The sequence below is a fragment of the Pseudonocardia sp. ICBG162 genome, assembly GCF_020496225.1.
Classification (GTDB): domain Bacteria; phylum Actinomycetota; class Actinomycetes; order Mycobacteriales; family Pseudonocardiaceae; genus Pseudonocardia; species Pseudonocardia alni.
This window is the reverse complement of record NZ_JAHLJD010000013.1, coordinates 533,426-560,063: the sequence shown is the minus strand read 5'-3', so window position 1 is coordinate 560,063 and position 26,638 is coordinate 533,426. Positions and strand designations below refer to the sequence as shown.

Here is a 26,638-nt window from a genome sequence, read left to right as displayed (position 1 = left end):
ACGACTGATGACATCCGTGGAACTCACCCACTACCCAGCGTCACATGGTAGGGGAGGGCCACGGTCCCGACCGAGGGAGACCGCGCGGTGCAGACGCCACCACCCGAGGGGCCGGGTCAGGGAGAGCTGTTCCCGGACCCGCTCGTCGGTGAGGGGCTCGACGGGGTGACCGACCGCCTGGTCGGCTTCCGCGGGCCGACCGCGTGCCAGGTCGTCGGCATCACCTACCGGCAGCTGGACTACTGGGCCCGCACCGGGCTGGTCGTGCCGTCGATCCGCGGCGCCGCCGGATCGGGCAGCCAGCGGCTGTACTCCTTCAAGGACGTCCTCGTCCTCAAGATCGTGAAGCGGCTGCTCGACGCCGGTGTCTCGCTGCAGAACATCCGGATCGCCGTCGAGCACCTGCGCCGGCGCGGGATCCGCGACCTGGCCGGCATCACCCTGTTCTCCGACGGCACCACCGTCTACGAGTGCACCTCCCCGGAGGAGGTCGTCGACCTGCTGCAGGGTGGCCAGGGCGTGTTCGGGATCGCGGTGTCCGGGGCGATGCGCGAGATCTCCGGCGTCATCAAGGACTTCCCGGCCGAGCGGGCCGACGGCGGCACCGTCGACGAGGCCCCCGAGGACGAGCTGGCCCGCCGCCGCGCGCGCCGCGCGATCTCCTGACCGGATCCGGTCAGGCCACGGCCCGGAACGGGTCGTGCTCGGCCAGGAGCTTCTCCATCCGCGCCTGGTCGACCCGGTTGACCACGGTCAGGCTGTCCTGCCGGTCCCGGACGCACTTCGCGAGGGTGAACGCCGAGGTGATCGCGTACAGCACGGCGATCGCGAGGAACGCCTTCACCTACCCGTCGACGGGCAGGTAGACGGTCCCGACGACGACGGCCGCGAGCGACACGCCGAAGGACAGCATCGCCTGCGTGTGGAACGCGGCGGTGGTGACCGGGGTGGTGTTCGGAGCGCTGGTGTTCGACATGGCAGGAAGTGTGACGAGCCGGCGCAGGCGGCGACGCCGCAGAACTACGCAGGTAGGCTGGCCCGGTAGTCGTCGACGCCGCGCGGGAGAGCCCCGGGGAACGTGCCCGGGCGCCGAAGGAGCAACCCCTTCCCGGAATCTCTCAGGCACACGGACCGCGCGGTCGAGGCGCCTCTGGAAAGCGACGGGTCGCACACGCACGCGGGGCACCCGTCCGCCGACGGGGAAAGCCGGAAGCCTCCGGTGAATCTCTCAGGCGCCCGTTCCGCGGGTACGGACAGAGGGGGAGGGGCGAGTTGCCCTGTCCCGATCCGCCCGACGACCTCCGGAGGCGCCGTGAGCCCGACGTCCGAGCACCGTCCCACCCTCGCCGAGCTGGAGCGGGGGCTCCCGTTCGCCGAGCGCCACATCGGGCCCCGGCCCGGTGACCTGGCCCGGATGCTGGAGGTGCTGGGCGTCGACTCCCTCGAAGCGCTCGCCGCCCGCGCGCTGCCCGACACCATCCGCGACGACGGACCGGTCGGCGCGTCGCTGCCCGCGCCGGTCGGCGAGGCCGAGATGCTCGCCGAGCTGCGCGAGCTGGCCGGGCGCAACACCGTCACCGTCCCGATGATCGGCTACGGCTACCACGGCACCCGCACCCCGTCGGTGATCCGCCGCAACGTGCTGGAGAACCCGGCCTGGTACACCGCGTACACGCCGTACCAGCCCGAGATCAGCCAGGGCAGGCTCGAGGCCCTGCTGACCTTCCAGACGATGGTGTCCGACCTGACCGGGCTGCCGGTCGCCGGCGCCTCGCTGCTCGACGAGGCCACCGCCGCCGCCGAGGCGATGACGCTGCTGCGCCGGGCCAACCGCTCGACCAGCCCGCGGTTCGTCGTCGACGCCGACACCGTCGCCCAGACCGTGGACGTGCTGCGCACCCGCGCCGAGCCGCTCGGCATCGAGCTGGTCGTCGCCGACCTCGGCGACGGCGTGCTGCCCGAGGGCGAGTTCTTCGGGGTGCTGCTGTCCTACCCGGGCGCGTCGGGCCGGGTCGCCGACCCGTCGGCGCTGGTCGAGGCGGCGCACGGGCGCGGGGCGCTCGTCGCCGTCGCCGCGGACCTGCTGGCCCTGACCCTGCTCACCCCGCCCGGGGAGCTCGGCGCGGACGCCGCGGTCGGGTCCACCCAGCGCTTCGGGGTGCCGCTCGGCTTCGGCGGCCCGCACGCCAGCTACCTCTCGGTCGGGCAGAAGCATGCCCGTCAGCTGCCGGGGCGCCTGGTCGGGGTCTCCCGCGACGCCGACGGCCACTACGCCCTGCGCCTGGCGCTGCAGACCCGTGAGCAGCACATCCGCCGGGAGAAGGCCACCTCCAACATCTGCACCGCGCAGGTCCTGCTCGCGGTCATGGCCGCCTGCTACGGGGTGCACCACGGCCCGGACGGGCTCCGCGAGATCGCCACCCGCACCCACCGGATGGCCGCGGTGCTCGCCGCCGGTCTGCGCTCGGGCGGGGTGGAGATCGTCCACGACGCGTTCTTCGACTCCGTGCTCGCCCGCGTCCCCGGCCGCGCCGACGCCGTCGTCGCCGCCGCGCACGACGCCGGGATCGCGCTGCGCCGCGCCTCGGACGACGAGGTCGGCGTCGCCACCTCGGAGATCACCACCGTGGCGCACCTGCACGCGGTGTGGGCGGCGTTCGGCGTCACCGGGGTGGACGTGGCCGCGCTCGACGGGGACACCGCCGACGCGCTGCCCGCGGGCCTGCGCCGCGCGAGCGAGTACCTCACGCACCCGACGTTCCACGAGTTCCGGTCCGAGACCGCGCTGATGCGCTGGCTGCGCCGCCTCGCCGACGCCGACCTCGCGCTGGACCGCACGATGATCCCGCTGGGCTCGTGCACCATGAAGCTCAACGCCGCCGCCGAGATGGAGGCGGTGACCTGGCCGCAGTTCGCCGACCTGCACCCGCTCGCGCCGGAGTCCGACACCGCCGGCACCCGGGAGATGATCGACCAGCTGGAGACCTGGCTGGCCGACCTCACCGGCTACGCCGCGGTGTCGCTGCAGCCCAACGCGGGCAGCCAGGGCGAGCTCGCCGGGCTGCTCGCCATCGCCGCGTACCACCGCAGCCGCGGTGAGACCGACCGCGACGTCTGCCTGATCCCGGCCTCCGCGCACGGCACCAACGCCGCCTCGGCGATCATGGCCGGGCTGCGGGTGGTCGTCGTCGGGACCGCACCGGGCGGCGACGTCGACCTCGACGACCTGCACGCGAAGATCGCCGAGCACGGCGACCGGCTCGCCGCGTTGATGATCACCTACCCGTCGACGCACGGCGTCTACGAGGCCGGGGTCCGCGACGTGTGCGCCGCGGTGCACGACGCCGGCGGCCAGGTGTACGTCGACGGCGCCAACCTCAACGCGCTGGTCGGGGTCGCCCGTCCGGGGGCCTTCGGCGGCGACGTCAGCCACCTCAACCTGCACAAGACCTTCTGCATCCCGCACGGCGGCGGTGGGCCGGGCGTGGGCCCGGTCGCGGTGGCCGAGCACCTGGCGCCGTTCCTGCCCGGGCGCACGCCCCGGTCCGACGGCGGTGTCGGCCCGGTGTCCGCCGCCCGCTTCGGTTCGCCCGGCGTCCTGCCGATCTCCTGGGCCTACCTGCGGATGATGGGCCTGGACGGGATGCGCCGCGCCACGTTGACCGCGGTGGCGGCCGCCAACTACGTCGCCACCCGGCTGCGGGAGCACTTCCCGGTTCTCTACGCGGGCGCCGACGGCACGGTCGCCCACGAGTGCATCCTCGACCTGCGCACGCTGACCAAGGAGACCGGGGTGACCGTCGACGACGTCGCCAAGCGGCTCATCGACCACGGCATCCACGCCCCGACCATGTCCTTCCCGGTGGCCGGGACGCTGATGGTCGAGCCGACCGAGTCCGAGGACCTCGCCGAGATCGAGCGGTTCGTCGCCGCGATGGTGTCGATCCGCGGTGAGATCGACCGGGTCGCCGCGGGGGAGTGGCCCGCCGAGGACAACCCGCTGCGGAACGCCCCGCACACCGCGGCCTGCCTGGCCGACGACAAGTGGGACCACCCGTACCCGCGGGAGCTGGCCGCGTACCCGACCGGGGTCACCCCGGGCGTGCACGACCGGAAGGTGTGGCCGCCGGTGCGCCGGATCGACGGCGCCCACGGCGACCGGAACCTGGTCTGCTCCTGCCCGCCGCCGGACGCCTTCGCCTGAGCCGGCACCGGCCCGCCGGGCGAATGTCCGGACAGGGCGGGGATCATGGCGGGGTGTCACGCCGACCGAGTGAGCGCCTCCGGGTCCCCGCCCCCGTCCTGCGGACGCGCGTCGGGTCGAAGCGGGCCGCCACCGACCAGCCCAACGTCAGCGGCGACGGCGCGTCGCCGCTGACCGTCCGGTTCTGGCTGCTGCTCGTCGTGACCGGGGTGGCCGCCGGGCTGTCCGGGATCGTGCTGATGGCGCTGCTGCACGCGGTGTCGGAGTGGGCCTGGGGGTCCGGGGCGGCGGAGGGCTTCCAGGCGGCGGTCGAGCGGGCCGACGCCTGGGGGCGGGTGTGGCCGCTGCTGGTGGCGGGGCTCGTCGCCGGGGTCGGCGGGTACCTGCTGCGCCGGTTCGTCCCCGGCCGCACCGACGTCGACGACGCGATCTGGACCGGCGACGCGCGGCTCGGGGTGCGCCGCAGCACCGGCACCGCGGCGCTGTCGGAGGTCGTGGTCGGGCTGGGCGCCTCGCTCGGCCGGGAGGCCGCGCCCAAGCTGATGGGCGGGGTGTGGGGCGCGGTCCTGGCCGGCTGGGGCGGTCTGTCGCTCGAGCAGCGACGGCTGCTGGTCGCCTGCGGCGCGGGCGCCGGGCTGGCCTGCGTCTACGACGTACCGCTGGGCGGGGCGCTGTTCACCGCCGAGGTGCTCGTCGGCACCGTGCGGCTGCCGGTGGTGCTGCCCGCGCTGGCCTGCACCGCGACCGCCACCGTCGTCGCCTGGCTGTACCTGCCCGCCGGGCCGGTCTACCCCGGCCTCCCGGTCCCGGTGACGACGCCGTCGCTGCTGGTGTGGGCGGTGCCCGCGGGCGTGCTGATCGGGGTGCTGGCGACCGGCTGGGTCCGGCTGATCGGGTTCGTGTCGCACCATGGCCCCCGGCGGACGTGGTGGCGGATCGCCGCCCCGGTCGTCGCGTTCGGGCTGCTCGGTGTGGCCGGGCTGGCGTTCCCGCAGCTCTACGGCAACGGCGCGGACCTGGCCGAGCAGGCCTTCCTCGGCGGCGGGGCGCTGCTGCTGTTCGCGGCGCTGGCCGTGCTGAAGCCGCTGGTGACGGCGATGTGCCTGGGCAGCGGCGCGTCCGGCGGGCTGTTCACCCCGACGCTGTGCACCGGCGCGGTGCTCGGGGCCGCGCTGGGCGGGGCCTGGTCGGCGCTGTGGCCGGGCACCCCGGTCGGCACGTTCGCCCTGGTCGGGGCGGCCGCGATGATCGGGGCCGGGATGCAGGCGCCGCTGGCCGGTCTGGTGCTGGTGCTGGAGCTGACCGGCACCGGGTTCGGGATCGCCGTCCCGCTGGTCGCCGCGACGCTGGTGGCGACCGCGGTGGCCCGGTGGCTCGACGGGTACTCGATCTACTCGGCGCGCCTGGCCGCGCAGCCCACGGCCGATCAGACCACCTGAGACGGGTCAGGCGGGCAGCGCGGTGCCCGGGGCGCGGTGCGGCAGCCGGTGCGCGAACCCGGTGAGCAGACCCAGGCTGACCACGGCGAGCACGCCGTAGGCGACGAACCCGCCGACGCTGTCCCAGGTGGTGTGCAGCGCCACGGCCAGCACGAACACCAGCAGCGCACGCCCGGCGGCCCGGCCGGTGCGCCGCCGTGCCGCGTACCAGAGCGCCGCCGCGGTGAGCCCGGTCCACGCCATGTGCGCGGCCGGGCTGAGCACGCCGCGCAGGAGCAGGACGTCGTCGACCGCGCCGAGGTCGCCGTTGGAACGGACCAGCACGACGAAGCCGTAGCCCATCGTCTCCAGCGCGGCGAAGCCCGCCCCGGACGCGACCCCGACCAGCAGGCCGTCCGCGGGGTGCCCGCGGCGGGCGGTCAGCAGCAGCACCAGCAGCGGCGCGACGAGCTTGGCCGACTCCTCGATCAGCGCGACGCCGAGCATCGGCAGCGTGCCGAGCGAGCGCATCGCGTCGAACTCCAGCAGCCCCGCCGCGACGACGCCGACGACCCCGCCGAGGAACGCGACCAGCGCGATCGGCCCGGCGCCGATCGAGTAGTCCAGCCGTCGCCCCAGCACGAAGGTCACGAACGCGGCCGGGGCGACCGCGGCCCCGAGCAGGATCAGCGACGGGACGAGGTTCGGGTTCTGGGTGACCAGCAGGACCCGTCGCACCGCCTCGAAGAGCACCAGTCCCACGACCAGGACGACCAGCCAACCCCAGCGACGCACCTGCGACTCCCTCCGCGACGGACGTCGGGACGGTAGCGGCGCCGCTCAGACCCGGGCGAGCCGGGACCGGCGGTGCGCCGCCATCCGCACCGGGGCGTCGGCCCAGCCGTGCCCGTCGTGGGTGCCGGTGCGCTGGACCAGGGCGAGGAACAGCCGCCCGCCGAGCAGCTCGGTGCACACCTGCAGGTAGTCGCCGTGGTCGTCGCGGTCGTGCAGGACGCCCAGCTCGCGGTAGACCTCGACGGTCGCCGCCGGCAGGTCGAGGCGGGCGGCGAGGTCGTCGTGGTAGTTCGCGGGCACCCGGAGCAGCGGCACCCCCGCGGCGCGGGCAGCGGCCGCGGTGGCGAGCACGTCGTCGCAGGCCAGGGCCACGTACTGCGGGTCGGCGACGGCCGGGCTCCAGCCGCCGCGCCGCAGCACCGACACGGTCAGGGCGAGCCGGACCCGTCGGTGGGGGTCGGCGAGGGCGCGGCTGCGGACCAGGCCGAACGGGGCCGCGTACTCGCCGTCGCCGACCGTGTCGAGGCCGAGCACGGTGCGGTGGAACAGCACCGCCTCGTCGAACGCGTCGTAGGGCTGGGTGAGCCCGATGTGGTCGATGCCGGTGATCCCGGTGCCGGGGGAGGGGGCCTCGTCGACGGCGACGAAGTCGTGCGGCCAGGCCCCCGCGGGGTCCCCGGTGGTGCGGCACAGGAACACCGCGGTGCCGTCCGGTGCGGTGATCCCGGCGAGGTCGGCCTCGCCCGGCCCGGTGACGCGCGGGACGGGGGCGGCGCACAGCCGGGCCGCGCGGCGGGCGGCGGCGTCCGGGTCGGCGGACTCGACGGCGATCGCGGCGACCGCGCCCGTGCCGTCGCCCGCCGCGTTCACCAGCAGCCGCGCGGCGCCCTGCTCGAAGCGCTCGACCTGCTTGGTGCGGTGCACCCCGGTGCGGCTGAACCCGAGCGCACGCAGCACCCGTCCCAGCTCGGGGCCCGCGGTGAGCTCGACGAACGCCGTCCCGCCCAGGGCGGGGGCCGCGGTGCCGACGGGGTCGGTCCCGGCGCCGGCGCGGGCGGTGGCCTCGGCGAGGGCGATCAGCGAGCGGCGGGCGTCGACGGCGGTGCGGACCGGGTCGGACTGGCGGAAGACGTCGTTGAACACCTCCAGCGACAGCGGTCCGGCGTACCCGGCGGCCAGCACGGGGGCGAGGAACGCGGGCAGGTCGAACCCGCCCTGGCCGGGGAACAGCCGGTGGTGACGACTCCAGGACAGCACGTCCATCGACAGCTCCCGGGCGTCGGCGAGCTGCAGGAAGAACAGCTTCTCCCCGGGGACCTCGGCGATCGGGGCCGGGTCCGAGCCGCGGGCCAGGATGTGGAAGGAGTCCAGGCAGAGGCCGAGCGCGGGGTGGTCGGCGGTGCGCACGGCGTCCCAGGAGGCGTCCCAGGTGTCGACGTGCCTGCCCCAGGCGAGCGCCTCGTAGGCGATGCGCAGCCCGCGCTCGTGCGCGCGGGCGGCGAGGGTGTGCAGCTGGGCGGCGAGCAGGTCGGCGTCGGCGGCGGGGTCGACGGCGTCGGGGGACACCGAGGAGCACACCAGCACGGTGTCGGCGCCGAGACCCGCCATGACCTCGAAGGTCGCGTCCGCGCGGCGCAGGTTCGCCGCGAACCGGCCGGGGTCGGTCGAGTCGATGTCGCGCAGCGGCTGGTAGAGGTCCACCGACAGGCCCAGGTCGCGGCAGCGGGCGCCGATCGCGGCCGGGGACCCGGGGTCGGCGAGCAGGTCCGGCGCGAAGATCTCGACGCCGTCGAACCCGGCGGTCGCGGCGGCGGCGAGCTTGTCCTCCAGCGTGCCGGACAGGCAGACCGTGGCCAGCGACAGGCGCGCGATCCCGGGCTGCGTGGTCTGCCCGGCCGGGGTCCCGGTGGGCACGGTTGCGGTGGGCACGGCTCCGGTGGGTGCGGTCTCAGGCGACACGGGCGGCCTCCTGCTCGGCGGTGATCAGCTCGGCGAGGTGGGCGAGCATCCGGGCCGGGTCCGGTGCGACGCCGGTGAACAGCCGGAACGCCTCCGCGGCCTGGTGCACGGCCATCGCGCCGCCGTCGACGGTGCGGCAGCCCGCGGCGCGTGCGGCGGCCAGCAGCGCGGTGTCCAGCGGCCGGTAGACGATCTCGGCGACCCACGGGCGGGTCGCGAGCAGCGCGGGGTCGAACGGCAGGCCGGGGTGCTCGGCCATCCCCACCGGGGTGGCGTGCACGAGGCCGTCGGCCCCGGGGAGCAGCGCGGCCAGCTCCGGCAGCGGGTGCCCGGTGGCCTGCGCGCCCGGGGCCAGGTGCGGGGTCACCGACGCGGCGAGCGCGGCGGCGCGGTCCCCGTCGACGTCGACGACCTGCAGGACGCCGACGCCCTCGCGGGCCATGGCGTAGGCGGCCGCGGCGCCGGCGCCCCCGGCGCCCAGCAGCACGACCCGGCCGGTCGCGGCGCCGGGCAGCCCGGCCCGCCAGCCGTCGCGGAACCCGGTCCAGTCGGTGTTGTGCCCGGTCAGCAAGCCGTCCGCACCGATGACGACGGTGTTGACCGCGCCGATCGCGGCGGCGTCCGGGGAGAGGGCGTCGAGGTGGCCGATCACCCGCTGCTTGCAGGGGTGGGTGACGTTGAGCCCCGCGTGGCCCTGGGCGCGCGCCCGGCGGAGCAGGTCGCCGACGGCGTCCGGGGACACCCCGAGGACGTCGAGGTCGAAGCGCTCGTAGGTCAGGTCCAGGCCGTGCGCGGCGCCCTCGCGCTCGTGCAGGGCGGGCGACAGCGACGGACCGATGCCGGCGCCGATCAACCCCGTCCGCACCCGTGTGCCGGTTCCGGTGGCGTCGGTGTCGCGCCGGGTCTCGCTGCTGCTCCGCACGGATCCCTCCTCGGATTTATGTACCGTACAGTTAGTTGTACCGGACGGCGGACGGATCGGCCAGGGGGAACGGCCGACGATCCGTAGAGTCCGGGGACGCCGCCGGGATCCCGTCGGCGCGGAGCGGCGGAGGGGGACCGCAGTGGCAGCGGCACCGGAGGACGGCGTCCGGCAGCGCGACGCCGAGCGCACCCGCACCGAGATCCTGGACGAGGCGACCGCGGAGTTCGCCGACCGGGGACTCGCCGGGGCGCGGGTCGACGAGATCGCCGCGCGCACCCGGACCACCAAGCGGATGCTCTACTACTACTTCGGCTCGAAGCAGGGCCTCTACCTGGCGGTTCTCGAACGCGCCTACACCGGCATCCGGGCACTGGAGCAGCAGCTCTCGGTGTCGGACCTCAACCCGGCACGGGCGGTGCGGGCGGTCGCGGAGCTGACCTTCGACCACCACGAGGCGCACCCGGACTTCATCCGGCTGGTCGCGATCGAGAACATCCACCACGCCGAGCACCTGCGGTCCTCCCCGCTGCGCGAGGGGCTCGCCGGGCCCGCGGTCGGCGTGCTCGAGTCCATCCTGGCCCGTGGCCGGGAGACCGGGCTGTTCCGCGACGACGTCGACGCCTTCGACGTCCACGTACTGATCAGCTCGTTCTGCGTGTTCCGGGTGGCCAACCGGCACACCGTCTCGGCGATCTTCGGGCGGGACCTGCTGGACCCGGAGCGGCGCGGGCACTACCGCCGCATGGTCGGTGACCTGGTGGTGGAGTACCTGACCGCCCGCGTCGGGCAGGACTGACGGCACCGGCGTCCATCCGGGTCTTGACACGTGTCGACGCGCAACTCACTATTCGGTACGTAACCAGACGGTACATAAGCGAGCGGCTCGCCGCCCGGGAGCCGTCGACCGTGACCACAAGTGCCTGCAACGTCGCACACGCCGGGAGCCACCGTGAGCCAGCAACCGTCCGCCGCCGCGCCGACCGCGCCGCAGGCGCAACCGACACGGGCCGCCCTGGCCGCGTGGATCGGCAGCGCCCTGGAGTACTACGACTTCTTCATCTACGGCACCGCCGCGGCGCTGGTGTTCAACAAGGTGTTCTTCCCCGACTCCAGCCCGGTCGCCGGCACGCTGCTGTCGCTGGCCACCTTCGGCTTCGGCTACGTCGCCCGCCCGCTCGGCGCGGTCCTGTTCGGCCACATCGGTGACCGCCTCGGCCGCAAGAAGGTGCTGGTCGCGACCCTGATGATGATGGGCGTCGCGACGCTGGCCATCGGCTTCCTGCCGACCTACGGCCAGGTCGGCGCGCTCGCCCCGGCGCTGCTGGTGACCTGCCGGCTGCTGCAGGGCCTGTCCGCGGGCGGTGAGCAGGCGGGCGCGAACTCCATGACGCTGGAGCACTCGCCGCAGCACCGGCGCGCGTTCTTCACCAGCTTCACCCTGTCCGGCACCCAGGGCGGGCAGATCATCGCGACCGCGGTGTTCCTGCCGATCGCGCTGCTGCCCGAGGACGCCCTGCTGTCCTGGGGCTGGCGGGTCCCGTTCTGGGCGAGCGTGCTCGTCATGGTCGCCGGTGTGCTGATCCGGCGGACCCTGCACGAGACCCCGGTCTTCACCGCCGAGGTGGCCACCACCGACGGTGCGCCGCGGAGCAAGGAGCAGCTCCCGATCGCCGCGCTGTTCCGCGGCCACTGGCCGAACCTGCTGCGCGTCACCCTCGCCGCGACCGTGGCCTCGGTCAGCACCCTGATGACGGTGTTCGCGCTGTCGTTCGCGGTCAACACCGTCGGCCTGGAGCGCTCGACCATGCTGTGGGTCGTCGTGAGCGCCAACGTCGTCGCCCTCGCCGCCATCCCGCTGTTCGCCACGCTCGCCGACCGGGTCGGCCGCCGCCCGGTGTTCGTCGCCGGGGCGCTGGGCAGCGCGGTGCTGCTCGCCGCCTACCTGTGGGCCGTGTCCACCGGGGTCTACCTGCTGGTCTTCGGCGTCGGCATCCTGCTGTCGGGGATCGTCTACAGCGCCGCCAACGGCGTGTGGCCCTCGTTCTACGGCGAGATGTTCCCGGCCAAGGTCCGCCTGACCGGCATGGCCGTCGGCACCCAGATCGGCTTCGCGTTCGGCGGGTTCGCCCCGACCATCGCGGCCGCCCTGGCCGCGAACAGTGTCAGCGGCTGGCTGCCGGTCGCCGTGTTCGGCGGCGTGATCTGCCTGGTCGCGGCGGCGGCGGCCTGGTCGGCCCGGGAGACCGCGCACCTGACCCTCGACGAGATCGAGGCCGGCTACGAGGCCCGCGACCGGGTCCCGGCCCGCGTCTGACCCGCACCGCAGCCGTCCCGCGGCGGGCCCCGTGGCGTCACGCCACGGGGCCCGTCGGCGTCCCGGCCGCGGCCGCCAGCACCCCGACGACGTCGCCGGGGTCGGCGGCCCGGTCGGCGCGCCACACCGCGTCGGTGCCCAGCCGCACCTGCGCCCCGGTCACCGGCAGCACGTGCACCGGCTCCCCGACGAACGCCTTGTGCGTCGCCCCCGACCCCAGCCCGACCAGCGTGAACGCCTCCCCGGCCGCGACGACGTGGGTCAGGTCGCCGGGGTTGTGGGTGTCGAGCTCGATCCGCCGGTGCACGCCGCGGCGGGCCAGCAGCTCCCCGGTGGCCCGGTAGACCGCGGGGGCGGCGTCGTAGCGGATGGACACGTACGGCAGCTCCGCCAGCTCCTCGAGGCGGACCTCGGTGCGGTCGTCGAAACCCCGCCCGTGCCCGACGGCGACGGCGGCCGGCCGGGTGTCCACCCGCCGTACGACCAGCCCGGGGTCGTCGCCACCGCCGTGCACGAACGCCAGGTCCAGCTCGCGGCGGGCGACCGCGCGGGCCAGCTCCGCGCTGGTCCCCGGGCGGATCCGCACCGCCAGCTCCGGGCGGGCGGCCCGCAGCCGTTCCAGGAACCCGTCGCGGACCGCCGCGGTCACGTCCGGCGCCATCCCCACCACGACGACCGGATGCCCGTCCGCGGCCGCCAGCGCACCGGGCAGCGCCTCCACCCGGGCCACGATGTCGCGGGCCCGCGGCAGCAGCGCCCGCCCGGCCGCGGTGAGCGCCATCCCGCGCGCGGAGCGGGTGAACAGCGGCGCGCCGAGCTCCCGCTCCAGGTCGCGGACCCGCCGCGACAACGGCGACGCGGCCAGGTGCAGCCGGGCCGCCGCCCGGGTCAGGTTCAGCTCGTCGGCGACGGCGAGGAAGTACCGCAGATGGAACAGCTCCACGGAGCATGACCCTAGAGGTCACGCCCGCCTGCACGCATCGGTCCTGGTCACGGCCCTGAACGGCGGCCTACCGTGACCGGCATGGCCTCCCGTCCCGTACGCATCGCGAACGTCTCCGGCTACCTCGGTGACCGGTACACCGCCGTCGACGAGGCGATGGCCGGTGACCCGGTCGACGTCCTGATGGGCGACTACCTCGCCGAGATCACCCTCGCCGCGCTCGCCGCCGCGGCCGGGCGCGGCGGTCCCGGCTACGTCGCCTACGCCCTGGACCAGCTCACCCCGCACCTGCCCGAGATCGCCCGGCGCGGGATCCGGGTCGTCACCAACGCGGGCGGGTTCGACCCGGCCGGGATGGCGCAGGAGCTGCGCGCCCGGATCGCGGCGGCCGGGCTGTCGCTGCGGGTCGCGCACGTCGCGGGGGACGGCGTGTACGACCGGCTCGCCGACTTCCACGCCGACGGCCACGGGCTGGAACACCTCGACACCGGCGCCCCGCTCAAGGACTGGGGGTTCGCCCCGATCACCGCGAACGCCTACCTGGGCGGCTTCGGGATCGCCGCGGCGCTGGCCGCCGGCGCCGACGTCGTCGTGACCGGGCGGGTCACCGACGCCTCGCTCACCGCCGGACCGGCCGCCTGGTGGCACGGCTGGGGCCCCGACGAGTTCGACGCGCTGGCCGGTGCGGTCACCGCCGGGCACGTCATCGAGTGCGGTGCGCACGCCACCGGCGGGAACTTCTCCGGGTTCCGGTCGGTGCCCGGGATGCTGCGCCCCGGCTTCCCGGTCGCCGAGGTCGCGGCCGACGGCTCCTCGGTGATCACCAAACACGCCCGCGACGGCGGCACGGTCACCGTGGACACCGTCACCGCGCAGCTGCTCTACGAGATCCAGGGACCCCGCTACCTGAACCCCGACGTCACCGTGCACCTCGACACCGTGCGGCTGAGCCAGGAGGGCCCGGACAGGGTCGCGATCGGCCCCGTCACCGGGTCCCCGCCGCCGCCCACGGCGAAGGTCGCGGTGTTCGCCCCGATCGGCTACGAGATCTCCACGATGCTGTTCTGCACCGCCCCCGACGTCGAGGGCAAGGTGGAGCTGTTGCGCAACCAGCTGCGTGCCGCGCTGGAGGGGCACGTCGACTCCCTCGAGGTCACCCCGCTCGGCGTCGCCGCGGTCGACCCGCCGACCCAGTGGGCGGCGACCGTCCCGATCCGGGTGATCGCGACCGCGCGGGAGAAGGAGCCGCTGCTCCGGTTCGCCCCCGCCGTCGGGTCGCTCTACCTGCAGGGGTTCCCCGGTTTCCACCACGACGGGCACGCGCCGCGGGCGTCGCAGCCGTGGCCGCGGATCGAGTACTGGCCCGCGCTGCTGGAGTCCGCGCTGCTCGACCACAACGCCGTCCTCGACGACGGCAGCCGGGTCGAGGTCCCGCGCGCCGGCCGGACCGCCACCCCGGAGGAGACCGCGCAACCGGTGCACCCGGACCCGGACCTGCCCGCACCGACCGGGCCGCGCGCCGAGCTGGGCGAGTACACGTGGGCCCGGGCGGGGGACAAGGGCGGCAACGCCAACGTGGGCGTCTGGTGCCGCGACCCCGCGCACTGGGAGTGGCTGCGTGCCACCCTGACCACCGAGCGGGCGGCCGCGCTGCTCCCCGAGGCGGGGGGCCGCATCGTCCGCCACGAGTTCCCGCACCTGCGCGCGGTGCACCTGGTGCTCGTCGGGCTGCTCGGCTCGGGCGGCTCGGCCAACCTGCGCGTGGACCAGATCGGCAAGTCCGTGGGCGAGTACCTGCGGGCCAAGCACGTGGAAGGACCCGCTGCATGACCAGCTCCGCCGCCACGACCGGCGACGCCACTGCCGAGCGCATCCTCGCGACCGTCGCGTCCCCCGCCGCCGACGACGCCTTCGACCCCGGCGCCGCGCTCGACGGGCTGCTGGGCTGCGTCGGGATGAGTGGCGCCGACGCCGGCGGGCGGGTCGCGTTCGTCGGCGCCGACCCGGTCGTGCCCAGCGCGCTGCGCCTCGGCGGCGGTGCGGCCGTCGCGCTCGCCGCGAAGTCGGTCGGGATGGCCGCGGTGCACCGCGACCGCGGCGGCGACGGCCAGGACGTCACCGTCGACGTGCGCCGCGCCCCGCACCGGCTCTGCCCGTTCTACGACCGCCGCTGGGAGCTCGTGAACGGCTACCCGGCCGCCGCCCCGGCGATCACCTCCCAGGAGCTCGGGTTCCGGTTCCACCGCACCCGCGACGACCGCTGGGTGATGCCGCTCAACCCCTACCCGGCACTGCGGGCCCGGGCCGAGACCTTCCTCGGGGTGCCCGAGAGCGGCGTCGCGGGCGCCGTCGCCCGGTGGGACGCCGCCGATCTGGAGGCGGCCGCGAGCGACGCCGGCATCGTCATGCCGATGGCCCGCACCCCCGCCGAGTGGCTCGCGACCGAGCAGCACGCGGCGCTGGCCGGCACCCCGCCGATCACCCTGCGCCGCATCGGCGACGCCCCGCCCGAACCGTTCCCGCGGCGCCGCCGCGCCGACCTGCCGCTGGACGGGCTGCGCGCGCTCGGGATGGGCCACGTCATCGCCGGCGCCGGGACCGGCCGGGCGCTGGCCCTGCACGGCGCGGACGTGCTCAACATCTGGCGCCCCACGGAGTTCGAGCACGACAGCACCTACGTCACCGCGAACGTCGGCGTCCGGTCCGCCACGGTGGACCCCCACACCGCCGACGGCGCCGCGCTGCTGCGCGGGCTGCTCGCCGACGCCGACGTGTTCTACGCCAACCGCCGCCCCGGCTACCTGGCCCGGCTCGGGTTGTCCGCCGAGGACGCCGCCGCGGTCCGGCCCGGCATCGTGCACGCCTCGAACACCCTGCACGGGCCGGTCGGGCCGTGGGCGCACCGCGTCGGGTTCGACCAGTCCGCGGGCACCCTGGTCGGGATGATGACCCTGGAGGGCGGCTCGGCCACCGACCCGACGGTGCAGCCCCGGCTCTCGCCGATCCTGGTCGTCAACGACTACATCGTGTCCTGGCTGACCGCCGCCGGGGTCGCGGCGGCGCTGCGCCGCCGCGCGGTGGAGGGCGGCTCCTGGGCGGTGGAGGTGTCGCTGGCCCGGGCCGCGCTCTGGATGCTGGAGCTCGGGGTCCTCGACCTCGGCTACGCCCGCGAGGTCGCGGGCACCGGCGAGCGCCACGCCTACCCCGACCCGGAGACGTTCACCGCGCAGACCCCGCTGGGGCACTACCAGGGGGTGACCGACCAGGTCACGATGAGCGCGACGCCGGGGGAATACCGCACGGTGCTCGTCCCGCGCGGCTCCGGACGCCCGGAGTGGCTGGAGCGCTGAGGCCGGCGCCCGGCCATCGGGGTCCGGGGCCCGCCGTTCAGCGGTCGCGGCGCGGCGGCGGCTCCACCCGGGGGATCGGGCGGGTCACGTCGGCATCGTCCACGGCGGAGTCCACGGTCCGGTCCACGGCGCGGTTCACGGCGCGGTTCCCGCCCGGGTCCGCGACGGGGCCCGGGACGCGGTCCATGACCTGGGTCGCGGCCTGGTCGGGGGCGTGCTCGGGGGCGTGGCCGGGGACGTCGTCCGGGGCGGCCGGCGCCGCCGACCCGTCCACCCGCCGCTCGACGGCCATGATCGCCAGGACGACCGCGGCGCCGGCCGCGGCCGGCAGCAGCATCCACCACCAGCCCGGGTCGGGCGCCAGGACACCGCGGGCGTCGTCCTGCCAGGGCCACAGCGCCCGCAGCGCCCCCAGCAGCACCCCGATCATGATCACCATCAGGGTGCGGCGGTGGTGCTCCAGCAGCCAGGTCAGCACCGACACGAAGCTCGCGAGCCCCAGCACGGCGCCGAGCCCGAACACCGCGATGTAGGCCAGGTCGAGGTCGCGCACCGCGCGCAGGGTCGGCTCGTAGAGCCCGAACACCAGCAGCAGGAACGACCCGGAGAAGCCCGGCAGCACCAGGGCGCACACCGCGACCGCCGCGGCCAGCGCGACCAGCGGCATCGGCGGGCGGCCGTCGCCGACGGCCGGGGGGAGCGCGCTGACCGCGAACGTCCCCGCGAACGCGACGACGACCAGCGCCCACTCCCGCAGCCCGCGCAGCCGCCCGGTGATCCGCAGCGGGACCGCCACCGACGCGGCGACCATCCCCAGGAACACCGCCCGGGCGCCGACGGGGTGGTCCTCGATCAGTCCCGGGAGCACCTGCGACGCCGCCAGGACCGCCAGCACCATGCCCAGCGCGACGGGCAGCAGCAGGTCCCAGTCCAGCCGTCGCAGCTCCTCGCGGGGCGCCACGTCACCGCCCGCCGCGCCCGGCAGCAGACCCCGGGCCGCGCCGACGAGGTGGGCCCCCTGGGCGATCAGGCGCTCGTAGATCCCGACGACCAGGGCCATGGTCCCGCCGCTGACCCCCGGGATGGTCTCGACCACGCCGATCGCGGCCCCACGGGCCAGATGGATACCGGACATACGCGACAACACAGGGCAGGACGGTACCGACCGGGCGACGATCGGGAACGGACGGGTGAACCCTCGTTCGCATCACGAAGGATCGGGGCAACCGGTTGCGTGCCGATACGTCCGAGGAGACGTACACACCATGACGATCGGGGGACTGACATGGACGGGTACGTCCTGCACCGCACCGCCCGCTGGGCCGTGACCATCGCCGCCTGCGGCGCCGTGCTGGCCGGCTGCGGGAGCGGCGGCGACTGGCCGGCGGCCGCCGGTTCCGGCGGCGCCTCCGCCACGCCGAGCGCCGCCGCGCCGACGACGAGCGCCCCGGTGTCCGACGCCGGGGGCACCGGGTCGGCCGGGGGAGCCGGGAACGGTGGCACCCACACCGGCACCGGTGGCGCCGAGGCGGGCGGCGACGAGCGCTGCCACACCTCCGAGCTCGCCGGCTCGGTCGCGGCCGACCCGGGCGGCGGCGCCGCGGGCTCGTCGTACGTGACGCTGACGCTGCGCAACCAGAGCGGCCGCACCTGCTACGTGCGGGGCTTCCCGGGCGTGTCCTACGTCGGCGGCGACGACGGCCACCAGATCGGCCCGGCCGCCGCGATGCAGGGCGGGCACGGCGACCCGGTGCGCCTCGCCCCCGGCGGGACCGCCGGTGCGACACTGCGGGTGGTGAACGTGCGCAACTTCGACGAGGCGGCCTGCCGCCCGACGGCCGTGCGCGGCCTGCGCGTCTACCCGCCCGGCGAGACCGACTCGCTGTTCGTCCCGATGGAGGGCACCGGCTGCGCCGCCACCCCGCCCGGGGACCAGCTGGTGATCCAGGCGTTCACCGCGCGCTGACCCGCGCCCGGGCCCGGTCCGCCGCGGACCGGGCCCGGCGGGGTCCGCGGGTGGCCGCCGCGACGGTGGAGGAGAGAACCCCCGCATGACCCCGCACGACCGCCCGGACGCGCCCCGCCGGCGTGGCGACGTCGCCGCGCTCGGCTACCGGCTGCAGGACCTCGACGGCGCCTCCTACCGCTCCTACAAGGGCCTCACCGGCGTCTGGATGGGTGAGGACGGCTACGACCTCGAGATCCGGACGGTGCAGGCCGACCCGTTCGCGCCGCCGTCGCGGCTGCGGGTGACCGTGCCCGCCCGGACGGCGGGACTGCCGCCCGGCCTGTACTACGGCCCCGTCCGCGCGCGTGCCCTCGGCGGGTTCCTCGCCCGCGCCCTGCGCCGCGCCGTGGAGCACAGCACCCTGCGGGTCGACGCGGGCGGCCAGGAGGTGCTCGACCGCAGCGCGGTCCGCATCCGGCCCGACGGCACGGTCGTCGCCGAGCTGTCGGTCCCGCTGCCCGGCCGCGGTCGCCGGATCGACGGCTGGGCCGCGGCCGCCGCGGTGACGGTCGTGCTGCCCCGCGCCGTGCTCGGCGCGCTGCGCTGGGAGACCGCCGACACCGCCGCGGCCGAGGAGTTCGTGGAGACCGTCGAGGACGCGGGTGCCCTGCGCGACGCGCTCGCCGGTCGTGGCCTGGTCGGGTTCGTCGCCGACGGCGCGGTGCTGCCGCGGGCCTCCGGGGTCGACGACCGTCCGCTGGCCGGCGGGGTCCCGTTCGTCTCCCCGCCGGAGCTGCGGGTGACCCTGGACGTCCCGCACCGCGGCACGGTGACCGGGATGGGCGTCCCCGAGGGGGTCACGCTGATCGTCGGCGGCGGCTACCACGGCAAGTCCACACTGCTGCGCGCGCTGGAGAACGGCGTGTACGACCACGTCCCCGGCGACGGCCGTGAGCTCGTCGTCGCCCGTGCCGACACGGTGTCGGTGCGCGCCGAGGACGAGCGCTCGGTGCAGCGCGTCGACGTGTCGGCCTTCGTCACCGGCCTGCCGTCCGGCAACCCCACCGACGACTTCTCGACGGAGTCGGCGTCCGGGTCGACGTCGCAGGCCGCCGCCACGGTCGAGGCCCTGGAGGCCGGCGCCGGGGTGCTGCTGATCGACGAGGACACCGCCGCCACCAACGCCATGATCCGCGACGACCGGATGCGCGCGCTGATCCCGGCCGAGCCGCTGGTCCCTTTCGTCGAGCGGGTCCGGCCGCTGCACCGCGGGCACGGGGTGTCCACCGTGCTCGTGATGGGCGGGTCGGGGGAGTACCTCGACCGCGCCGACACGGTGGTCCTGCTGCAGGACTACGCCGCCTCCGAGGTCACCGGGCGGGCCCGGGAGATCGCCGGACGGGCGGACGAGGCGGGCGACACCGCGTTCCCGGGGTTCGCGCGCCGCGAGTTCGACCCCCGCAGCGTGGACGCCTCGGTGCGCGGCCGGCGCAAGGTCACCGCCCGTGGCCGCGGCCGGCTCACCTTCGGCGCCGACGACATCGACCTGTCCGCGATCGCCCAGCTCGCCGACCCCGGCCAGACCACCGGCGTCGGGTACGCCCTGGCCGCCCTCGACCTGCGCGGGGTCACCCTCGCCCAGGCCCTGGACCGGCTGGAGGAGGCGGTGCGCCGCGAGGGGCCCGACGCGATCACCCGGGGCGCCCCCGTGGACGTCGCGGTGCCGCGGCGGCACGAGGTCGCGGCCGCCCTGAACCGACTGCGACCCGCTCGTGTGACCCACCTCCACAGAAACGGTCAGATCTGACTGTTACAGTGCGCTCCGAGCACGTGCACCGACGCACCGTCACCGGAGGACCCCATGACCGAGCCTGCCCAGCGGGACCTGAACAGCCGCACCATCGTCATGTCCGGCGGCAGCCGCGGCATCGGCCTCGCGATCCTGCTCGCGGCCGCCCGCCGCGGCGCCAACGCCGTCATCCTGGCCAAGACCGACCAGCCCGACCCGCGGCTGCCCGGCACCGTGCACACCGCGGTCGCCGAGATCGAGCAGGCCGGCGGCAAGGCCGTCGCCGTCGTCGGTGACGTGCGGGTCGAGGAGGACGTGGACCGCGCCGTCGCGACCGCCGTCGAGACCTTCGGCGGCGTCGACATCGTCGTCAACAACGCCAGCGCGCTGAACATGAGCGGCACCGCCGACGTCACGCCCAAGCGCTACGACCTCATGCAGTCGATCAACTCGCGCGGCACCTACCTGCTGACCCGGGCCGCGCTGGACCACCTGAAGGCCTCCGACGACGCGCAGGTCCTCACCCTGTCCCCGCCGATCAACCTCGACCCGAAGTGGCTCGGCGTGTTCCCGCCCTACATGCTCTCCAAGTACGGCATGTCGCTGCTGACCCTGGGCTGGGCGCACGAGCTCGCCGGCGACGGCATCCGGGCCAACTGCCTGTGGCCGCGCACCACCATCGCCACCGCGGCCGTGGTCAACCTGCTCGGCGGCGACGCGGCGGGGCAGCGGGCCCGCACCCCGGAGATCATGGCCGACGCCGCCGTGGCCGTCCTGACCGACCCGGCCCGCCCCACCGGGCAGACCTTCATCGACGACGAGGTGCTCGCCGCGCACGGCGTCACCGACCTCGCCCCGTACGGCGACTCCGAGCACAACGACATCGACTTCTTCATCGAGGGCACCGACCCGGCGGACCTCCCGAAGCACTAGTGCTCCGACGGTGACCGGTTGACCCCATCGGGTGACGCCGGGAACCGGCGGGACCGGGTGCGCGACCCCTCACGACGGCGCGGGCACCCGTCCCGCCACCCCGGACCGACGACGAGGAGCACCCGAGTGCGACACATCGCCACCTTCTGCGGCAGCTGCAACTGCGGATGCCCCGAGCTGTACGTCGACGACGCCGCCGTGCCGGAGAAGCGCATCGTGGTCACCGACGACTTCGGCCAGCGCGTGCAGATGAGCGTGGACCAGTTCGCCGACCTGGTCGCCTCGGCCCGCAACGGCCTGCTGGACGAGCTCGTCGCGAGCTGAGCCGCTACGCGGTCGCGGGGCCGCCGGGGACCTCCCCGGCGGCCCCGTCGTCGTTCCCGGGACGGTCACCGGCCCCGGCGAGGCGCCCCGCGAGGTCGATCAGGTCCGCGCGCAGCGGCGCCGCCCGCTCGGCGAACCCGGCCTGGGCGCGGGCGTACTCGGCGCGCCCGGCGGGTGTCTCGATCGGCACCGGGTCGAACCCGTGACCGGACAGGTCGTAGGGGGAGGCCCGCATGTCCAGCTCGCGGACGTCCGCGGCCAGGGCGAAGCAGTCGGCCACGACCTCCGACGGCACCGCCGGGGCGAGCTTGTAGGCCCACTTGTAGAGGTCCATCGTCGCGTGCAGACAGCCGGGCTGCTCCATCTCGACCTGCCGCTCCCGGGTCGGGACGAGCTCGTTGCGCGGGGCCGCGGCGTCGGTGAAGAACCGGTAGGCGTCGTAGTGGGTGCAGCTGATCCGCGCCGACTCGACGACGGCGTCGGTGCCCGCCCGCCCGAGGCGCAGCGGCACCGTGTCGCGGTGCCGGGTGTCGTCGGTGCGGTAGACCATCGCCCACTCGTGCAGGCCGAAGCAGCCCAGCCGCGGCGCCCGGGAGCGGGTCGCGGTGAGCAGCCGGTGCACGAACGCCGCCGTCGTCCGCAGCCGCGGCGGCGCCGTCGCGGGGTCGAACAGCACCGTGCCGTCGGGCCGGGTGACGTGACCGGGGCGGTCGGCGAGCTCCGCGGCGTCGGCCAGTGCCACTCCGGGGCCCGGGTCCCAGCGCTCCAGCTGGGCGGGGCGGTGGGAGTAGTAGGTGAACAGGAAGTCCCACACCGGGTGCGGCTCGCCGCGCCGGCGCCGCTCGCGGTGCGGCACGGTCCACACCGCGACCCGCTCCCGGTGCGCCGCCGCCCGCGCCCGCCACGCCGCGCCGTCGAGGACGGGCACGGCGGTGGCGGGGGCGGACGGGGTCGGCACGGTGTCCGACGGTACGACCCGCCCGGGTCAGGCCGGGGTGCCGGGGGCGTGGGTGGCGTCGCGGACGCTGCCGACGAACGCCTCGGTGAGGTCCTCCATGGTGACCACGCCGACGGTGGTGTCGTGCGCGTCGACGGCGCGGGCCAGGTGCGCCCGGGCCGCCCGCAGCGTCGCCAGCGCCTCGTCCAGGCGGGCCGAGGCCGGGACCGAGGGCAGGCTGCGGACCCGCTGCGGCGGGATCGTCGCCGACTCGGAGTCGGCGAGGTCCAGCACGTCCTTGACGTGCAGGTACCCGGTCAGCCTGCCCTGGGCGCCGCGGATCGGGAAGCGGGAGTACCCGGTCCGCTCCACGGCCTCGGTGAGCGCGGAGACCGTCGTCGACCCGCCGGGGCCCGCGTCGAGGCACACCAGGTCCTCCAGCGCGACGACGACGTCGGAGACGGTCGCCTCCGCCGAGTACAGGGTCCGCTCGATCCGGGAGCTCTCGGAGTCGTCGAGCAGGCCCTCCCGGCGCGAGTCGCCCAGCATCTCGGCGAGCTCGCCGGTGGTGAACGCGGTCTCCAGCTCGTCGCGCGGGGTCACCCCGACCAGACGCAGGGAGCCGTTGGCCATCGCGTTGAACAGGTCGATGAACGGGCGGGTGACCCGGGTCCACACCAGGAACGGCGGGACCAGCAGGATCGCCGCGCGTTCGGGGCCCGCGATCGAGATGTTCTTCGGCACCATCTCGCCGAGCATCATGTGCGCGACGACGACGATCATCAGCGACACCGCGAACGCGACCGGGTAGGCGAACGCCTCCGGCACCCCGACGGCGGCCAGCGGCCCGTCGATGAGGTGCGCGACGGCGGGCTCGCCGAGCCGGCCGAGCAGCAGCGAGGCGATGGTGATGCCCAGCTGGGAGGCCGCGAGCATCCGGGACAGGTCGTGCGAGGCGTCGAGCACGCGGCGCGCCCCGGCGGACCCGCCGTCGGCCATGGCCTCCAGGCGGTCCTTGCGGGCGGAGATCAGCGCGAACTCCGCGGCGACGAAGAACGCGTTCACCGCGAGCAGGGCGACGGCGGCGAGCAGTGCGATCAGGTCGTTCACGCCGACACCGCCCCGGAGACGGCCGTGTGCTCGTCGGCGCCGCGGGTGACGCGGACCTCGGCGACCCGGTTGCGGTCGCGGCGCAGGACCTCCAGGGTCCACCCGTCGACCTCGACGGCGTCGCCGACGTCGGGGATGCGGCCCAGCCGGGCCACGACCAGCCCGGCGAGGGTCTCGTACTCCCCGTGCGGCATCCGGAAGCCGGTGGCCTCGTCGACCTCGTCGTCGCGCATCAGTCCGGACAGCGCCCAGACCCCGTCGCCGAGGCGGCGCACCCGGTTCTGCTCGCCGCGGTCGTGCTCGTCGCGGACGTCGCCGACGATCTCCTCCACCAGGTCCTCCATGGTCACCAGGCCCGCGGTGCCGCCGTACTCGTCGACGACGACGGCGGTCTGCAGCCCGGCCGCCCGCAGCCGGGTCATGAGTTCGTCACCGTCGAGCGACGACGGCACGGTCTCGACCGGCCGGGCCAGGTCCCGTACGGCGGTGTCGGCGCGGCGGGCCGGCGGGACCGAGAACGCCTGCTTGACGTGCACCAGCCCCAGCGGGACGTCCGGGTCGCCGTCCACGACCGGGAACCGGGAGAACCCGGAGCGGCGGGCCAGCGCGACCAGGTCGGTGACGGTGTCGGTGGCGTCGATGGTCTCCACCCGCACCCGCGGGGTCATCAGGTCCTCGGCGACGCGGTCGGTGAAGCGCAGCGAGCGCTCCAGCAGCACCGCGGTGCCCGGGTCGATGCTGCCGCTCTCGGCGCTGGCCCGCACCAGCGAGCTCAGCTCGCCGGGGGAGCGGGCCGAGCGCAGCTCCTCGGCCGGCTCGATCCCGAACCGGCGCACGATGGCGTTGGCCGCGGCGTTCAGCCCGGTGATCAGCCAGCGGAACGCCGAGGCGAACCCGGCCTGCAGCCACACCACCGAGCGCGCCACCTCCATCGGGTGGGCGATCGCGAGGTTCTTCGGGACCAGCTCGCCGAACACCATCGACAGCACCGTGGCCAGGACCAGCGACAGCACGGTGGCGGTGCCCGAGGCGATCCCGGCGGGCAGCCCGACGGCCTCCAGCACCGGCCGGATCAGCTCGGCGACGGCGGGCTCGGCGATGTAGCCGGTGGCCAGGGTGGTGGCGGTGATGCCGAGCTGGCAGCCCGACAGCTGGAACGACAGCCCGGAGTGCGCCCGCTGCACCGAGCGGGTGCGGCGGTCGTCGCTGCGGGCGACGGCGGCGTCGATGCGGCTGCGTTCGAGCGCGGTGAGGGAGAACTCCGAGGCGACGGAGACGGCGGTTCCCAGGGTGAGCGCGACGACCGCGAGCAGCCCGAGACAGGAGAGCAGGACGGACACGGAGCTCAGGGCCTCCATCAGGGAGAAACGGTGCACGACGATACGGCCGCCGCGCCCGGCCCGCCCGACGGGAGCTGCGAGTGATCTCACGGCGTCCCGACGGTGATCCGGGCCGTGACCGGGGTCTAGGTTGGTCAGCCATGACCACGGCGACGTCGCCCTCCGCACCGCTCCCCGCGCCACCGGGTCCCCCGGACGGCCGCCGGGGGCCGGTGGCCGGGGCCCCGACCGCGGCGCAGCGGTGAGCGCCCCGCAGCCGACGCCCCCGTCGGAGCGCGCGACCCCCGCGGCCGCGGCGCCCCCGCAGTACGGTGGCCGGCGCAGCTCCGGGCTGGCCCGGGGGAGCGCCTCACCGTTCGTGGACTTCGACCGCCGGTCCTGGGCACAGCTCGCGTCCTCGACCACGGTGCCGCTGTCGGCCCAGGAGCTCGAGCAGCTGCGCAGCTACGGCGACTTCGTCGACCTCGACGAGGTCCGCGAGGTCTACCTGCCGCTGTCGCGGCTGCTCAACCTGCACGTCGAGGAGGGCGGGCGGCTCTACCGGGCCTACCGGCGCTTCCTCGGCTCGGGCGGGGCCCGCACCCCGTTCGTGATCGGGATCGCCGGCTCGGTCGCGGTCGGCAAGTCGACCACCGCGCGGCTGCTGCGCCTGCTGCTGGCCCGCTCCCCGGAGCACCCCGACGTGCAGCTGGTCACCACCGACGGGTTCCTCTACCCCAACGCCGAGCTGCAGGCCCGCGGGCTGATGGAGCGCAAGGGCTTCCCGGAGTCCTACGACCGCCGCAAGCTGCTGCGGTTCGTCTCCGAGATCAAGGGCGGCCGCCCCGAGGTGACCGCCCCGGTCTACTCGCACCTGGTCTACGACATCGTGCCCGACGAGCAGCTCGTGGTCCGCAGCCCCGACATCCTCATCGTCGAGGGCCTCAACGTGCTCCAGCCCGCGGTCGCGGGCGCGCTGACCGTGTCGGACTTCATCGACTTCTCGGTCTACGTCGACGCCGCCACCGCCGACGTCCGCCGCTGGTACGTGGAGCGGTTCCTGCGGCTGCGCCAGACCGCGTTCCGGGACCCGCAGTCGTTCTTCCGCCGCTACGCCGAGCTCGACCACGACGCGGCCGTCGCCCGGGCCGAGCACATCTGGGCGACGATCAACCAGCCCAACCTGGAGCAGAACGTGCTGCCCACCCGTTCGCGGGCCAGCGCGGTGCTGACCAAGGGGCCGAACCACGACGTCACGCGGGTGCGGCTGCGCAAGCTCTGACCAGCGCCGGGACCAGGGCGTCGGCGGCCTCGCCGACCCGGGCCGCGGAGCAGGTCTCGTCGGTGACGTGCGCCAGCTCGGGGTCGCCGGGCCCGTACACCAGCACCGCCGGGTCCCCGAGCGCCCCGACGAGCACCGACGCGTCGGTGAAGTAGGACGCGAACGCCGCCGGCCCGCCGTACCCGAGCGCCGTCGCGGCCGCGGCCGCCCGCGGGTCGGCCGGGTCGGTCCCGACGGCGGGCAGGTCCAGGCGGACCTCGACGTCCGGGACGCCGCGGTGGGGGGTGTCGGCCAGCGCGGCGCGGGCGATCCCGGCCACCTCGTCGCGGGCGGTCGCGGCGTCGAGGCCCGGGACCAGGCGCAGGTCGACCTCCAGCTCGGCGCGGTCGGGCACCAGGTTGGGCTGCAGCCCGGCGTGCAGCGTCCCGGGGTTGGCCGTGGCGGCGCCGTGCGTCGCGCTGACCGGCCAGGTGTGGTCGTGCAGCGCCGCCGCGACCCGCCCGAGCGCGACGAGTGCGTTGTCGCCCAGCTCGGGGCGCGACCCGTGGGCGCTGACCCCGTGCTGGACCAGCCGCAGCCACAGCACGCCCTTGTGGCCGTGCAGCACCCGGTTGGCGGTCGGTTCGGCCACCACCAGCAGCGGTGACGGCTCCAGGCCGGTGAGCAGGCGGGCGCCGTCGCCGCCGGTCTCCTCGCCGAAGGTGAACACCAGCTGCAGCGGGGTCGCCGGGTCGCTGTGCAGCGCCGCGACGACGAGCGCCGCGACCCCGGCCTTCATGTCGGTGCTGCCGCGCCCGCGCAGCCGCCCGTCGACGACGTCACCGGCGTGCGGGTCGAACGACCAGCCGGCCGGGTCGGCGGGGACGGTGTCGAGGTGCCCGGTGAGGGTCACCGGCGGGCGGCCGTCGCCGCGGCGCGCCACCAGGTTCGCCCGCGCCGGGTCGGCCGGGTCGGGCTCGGTCCGCACGGTGAAGCCGCCGTCGTCGAGCAGGCCGGCGAGCAGGTCGGCGGCCGCGCGCTCGCCGCCGCCCCGGGTGTCGAGGGCGATCAGCGAGCCGGCGAGCGCGACGGGGTCGGGGGTCTCCATC

At 75.6% G+C, this 26,638-nt stretch carries 23 protein-coding genes and 1 riboswitch; of the genes, 12 read left to right on the top strand and 11 right to left on the bottom strand.

The features are described from left to right. Positions 1–87 precede the first annotated feature (87 nt). Positions 88–666, top strand: coding sequence for a MerR family transcriptional regulator (locus tag KPL60_RS05975; protein WP_208623102.1), 579 nt, complete (start codon positions 88–90; stop codon positions 664–666). Positions 667–676: 10 nt separating this feature from the next. On the opposite strand, the gene KPL60_RS34530 is transcribed toward KPL60_RS05975, so the two are convergent. Continuing rightward, positions 677–844: a YiaA/YiaB family inner membrane protein gene (locus KPL60_RS34530; RefSeq protein WP_308016667.1), complete on the bottom strand. Its 168-nt coding sequence runs from the start codon at positions 842–844 to the stop codon at positions 677–679. Continuing rightward, complete coding sequence (locus tag KPL60_RS34525) at positions 845–976, bottom strand: hypothetical protein (protein WP_308016666.1); 132 nt, start codon at positions 974–976, stop codon at positions 845–847. A gap of 73 nt (positions 977–1,049) precedes the next feature. Continuing rightward, positions 1,050–1,144: riboswitch (glycine riboswitch) on the top strand. Positions 1,145–1,312: 168 nt separating this feature from the next. On the opposite strand from KPL60_RS34525, the gene gcvP reads away from it, so the two are divergent. Together gcvP and KPL60_RS05960 are read left to right on the top strand one after the other, a co-directional pair. Continuing rightward, positions 1,313–4,204 (top strand): aminomethyl-transferring glycine dehydrogenase, encoded by a 2,892-nt coding sequence (gene gcvP, locus KPL60_RS05965; protein WP_226365174.1) that lies wholly within the window; start codon positions 1,313–1,315, stop codon positions 4,202–4,204. 53 nt (positions 4,205–4,257) lie between these two features. Next, positions 4,258–5,643 (top strand): chloride channel protein, encoded by a 1,386-nt coding sequence (locus KPL60_RS05960; RefSeq protein WP_226365173.1) that lies wholly within the window; start codon positions 4,258–4,260, stop codon positions 5,641–5,643. 6 nt (positions 5,644–5,649) lie between these two features. Here the strand turns inward: KPL60_RS05960 and KPL60_RS05955 are convergent, their stop codons facing one another. The 3 genes from KPL60_RS05955 to KPL60_RS05945 are packed head-to-tail and all read right to left on the bottom strand — an operon-like array spanning position 5,650 to position 9,298. Next, positions 5,650–6,417, bottom strand: coding sequence for a PrsW family glutamic-type intramembrane protease (locus KPL60_RS05955; protein ID WP_226365172.1), 768 nt, complete (start codon positions 6,415–6,417; stop codon positions 5,650–5,652). A gap of 45 nt (positions 6,418–6,462) precedes the next feature. Further along, on the bottom strand, positions 6,463–8,346 hold the full coding sequence (locus KPL60_RS05950; protein ID WP_374228601.1) for a TIM barrel protein: 1,884 nt from the start codon (positions 8,344–8,346) through the stop codon (positions 6,463–6,465). 19 nt (positions 8,347–8,365) lie between these two features. Next, positions 8,366–9,298 carry a shikimate dehydrogenase gene (locus tag KPL60_RS05945; protein ID WP_308016664.1) on the bottom strand — a complete coding sequence of 311 codons (933 nt, stop codon included), beginning with the start codon at positions 9,296–9,298 and terminating at the stop codon, positions 8,366–8,368. Positions 9,299–9,440: 142 nt separating this feature from the next. Here KPL60_RS05945 and KPL60_RS05940 point away from each other — a divergent pair, with 142 nt between their 5' ends. Then, complete coding sequence (locus tag KPL60_RS05940; RefSeq protein WP_226365171.1) at positions 9,441–10,097, top strand: TetR/AcrR family transcriptional regulator; 657 nt, start codon at positions 9,441–9,443, stop codon at positions 10,095–10,097. A gap of 153 nt (positions 10,098–10,250) precedes the next feature. After that, positions 10,251–11,615 (top strand): MFS transporter, encoded by a 1,365-nt coding sequence (locus KPL60_RS05935; protein ID WP_226365170.1) that lies wholly within the window; start codon positions 10,251–10,253, stop codon positions 11,613–11,615. A 37-nt stretch (positions 11,616–11,652) separates the two neighbouring features. Here the strand turns inward: KPL60_RS05935 and KPL60_RS05930 are convergent, their stop codons facing one another. Beyond that, positions 11,653–12,558: a LysR family transcriptional regulator gene (locus tag KPL60_RS05930; RefSeq protein WP_226365169.1), complete on the bottom strand. Its 906-nt coding sequence runs from the start codon at positions 12,556–12,558 to the stop codon at positions 11,653–11,655. Positions 12,559–12,639: 81 nt separating this feature from the next. Between KPL60_RS05930 and KPL60_RS05925 the strand changes: the two genes are divergently transcribed. Together KPL60_RS05925 and KPL60_RS05920 are read left to right on the top strand one after the other, a co-directional pair. After that, a complete protein-coding gene (locus tag KPL60_RS05925) occupies positions 12,640–14,388 on the top strand; it encodes an acyclic terpene utilization AtuA family protein (protein ID WP_226365168.1) in 1,749 nt (582 codons plus the stop codon). Next, positions 14,385–15,908 carry a CoA transferase gene (locus KPL60_RS05920; RefSeq protein ID WP_226365167.1) on the top strand — a complete coding sequence of 508 codons (1,524 nt, stop codon included), beginning with the start codon at positions 14,385–14,387 and terminating at the stop codon, positions 15,906–15,908. Before KPL60_RS05925 ends, KPL60_RS05920 begins: the two co-directional genes overlap by 4 nt. Before the next feature lie 37 nt (positions 15,909–15,945). Here KPL60_RS05920 and KPL60_RS05915 read toward each other — a convergent pair whose 3' ends face one another. Continuing rightward, a complete protein-coding gene (locus KPL60_RS05915) occupies positions 15,946–17,043 on the bottom strand; it encodes a DUF368 domain-containing protein (protein ID WP_226365166.1) in 1,098 nt (365 codons plus the stop codon). Positions 17,044–17,193: 150 nt separating this feature from the next. Here KPL60_RS05915 and KPL60_RS05910 point away from each other — a divergent pair, with 150 nt between their 5' ends. The 4 genes from KPL60_RS05910 to KPL60_RS05895 all read left to right on the top strand — a co-directional run bounded on the left by KPL60_RS05910 (position 17,194) and on the right by KPL60_RS05895 (position 20,902). Then, positions 17,194–17,874, top strand: a complete 681-nt coding sequence (locus KPL60_RS05910) for a DUF4232 domain-containing protein (protein WP_226365165.1) — start codon at positions 17,194–17,196, stop codon at positions 17,872–17,874. Positions 17,875–17,959: 85 nt separating this feature from the next. Further along, on the top strand, positions 17,960–19,663 hold the full coding sequence (locus KPL60_RS05905; RefSeq protein ID WP_226365164.1) for an ABC-ATPase domain-containing protein: 1,704 nt from the start codon (positions 17,960–17,962) through the stop codon (positions 19,661–19,663). A gap of 54 nt (positions 19,664–19,717) precedes the next feature. Next, complete coding sequence (locus KPL60_RS05900) at positions 19,718–20,578, top strand: NAD(P)-dependent oxidoreductase (protein WP_226365163.1); 861 nt, start codon at positions 19,718–19,720, stop codon at positions 20,576–20,578. 126 nt (positions 20,579–20,704) lie between these two features. Next, positions 20,705–20,902: a hypothetical protein gene (locus KPL60_RS05895; protein ID WP_226357117.1), complete on the top strand. Its 198-nt coding sequence runs from the start codon at positions 20,705–20,707 to the stop codon at positions 20,900–20,902. A 4-nt stretch (positions 20,903–20,906) separates the two neighbouring features. On the opposite strand, the gene KPL60_RS05890 is transcribed toward KPL60_RS05895, so the two are convergent. Genes KPL60_RS05890 through KPL60_RS05880 form a run of 3 tightly spaced genes read right to left on the bottom strand, consistent with a single transcriptional unit; the run spans position 20,907 to position 24,307 of the window. Beyond that, the gene (locus KPL60_RS05890) at positions 20,907–21,860 is read right to left on the bottom strand and encodes a 3-methyladenine DNA glycosylase (protein WP_374228600.1); all 954 of its coding nucleotides are present in this window, start codon (positions 21,858–21,860) and stop codon (positions 20,907–20,909) included. 27 nt (positions 21,861–21,887) lie between these two features. Continuing rightward, on the bottom strand, positions 21,888–22,949 hold the full coding sequence (locus tag KPL60_RS05885) for a hemolysin family protein (protein ID WP_226365162.1): 1,062 nt from the start codon (positions 22,947–22,949) through the stop codon (positions 21,888–21,890). Beyond that, complete coding sequence (locus KPL60_RS05880; RefSeq protein ID WP_226365161.1) at positions 22,946–24,307, bottom strand: hemolysin family protein; 1,362 nt, start codon at positions 24,305–24,307, stop codon at positions 22,946–22,948. Before KPL60_RS05880 ends, KPL60_RS05885 begins: the two co-directional genes overlap by 4 nt. A 313-nt stretch (positions 24,308–24,620) precedes the next feature. On the opposite strand from KPL60_RS05880, the gene coaA reads away from it, so the two are divergent. Next, complete coding sequence (gene coaA, locus KPL60_RS05875) at positions 24,621–25,550, top strand: type I pantothenate kinase (protein WP_226357499.1); 930 nt, start codon at positions 24,621–24,623, stop codon at positions 25,548–25,550. On the opposite strand, the gene KPL60_RS05870 is transcribed toward coaA, so the two are convergent. Next, complete coding sequence (locus KPL60_RS05870; protein ID WP_226365160.1) at positions 25,522–26,637, bottom strand: M20/M25/M40 family metallo-hydrolase; 1,116 nt, start codon at positions 26,635–26,637, stop codon at positions 25,522–25,524. The genes coaA and KPL60_RS05870 overlap by 29 nt on opposite strands. Between the last annotated feature and the right edge of the window lies 1 nt (position 26,638).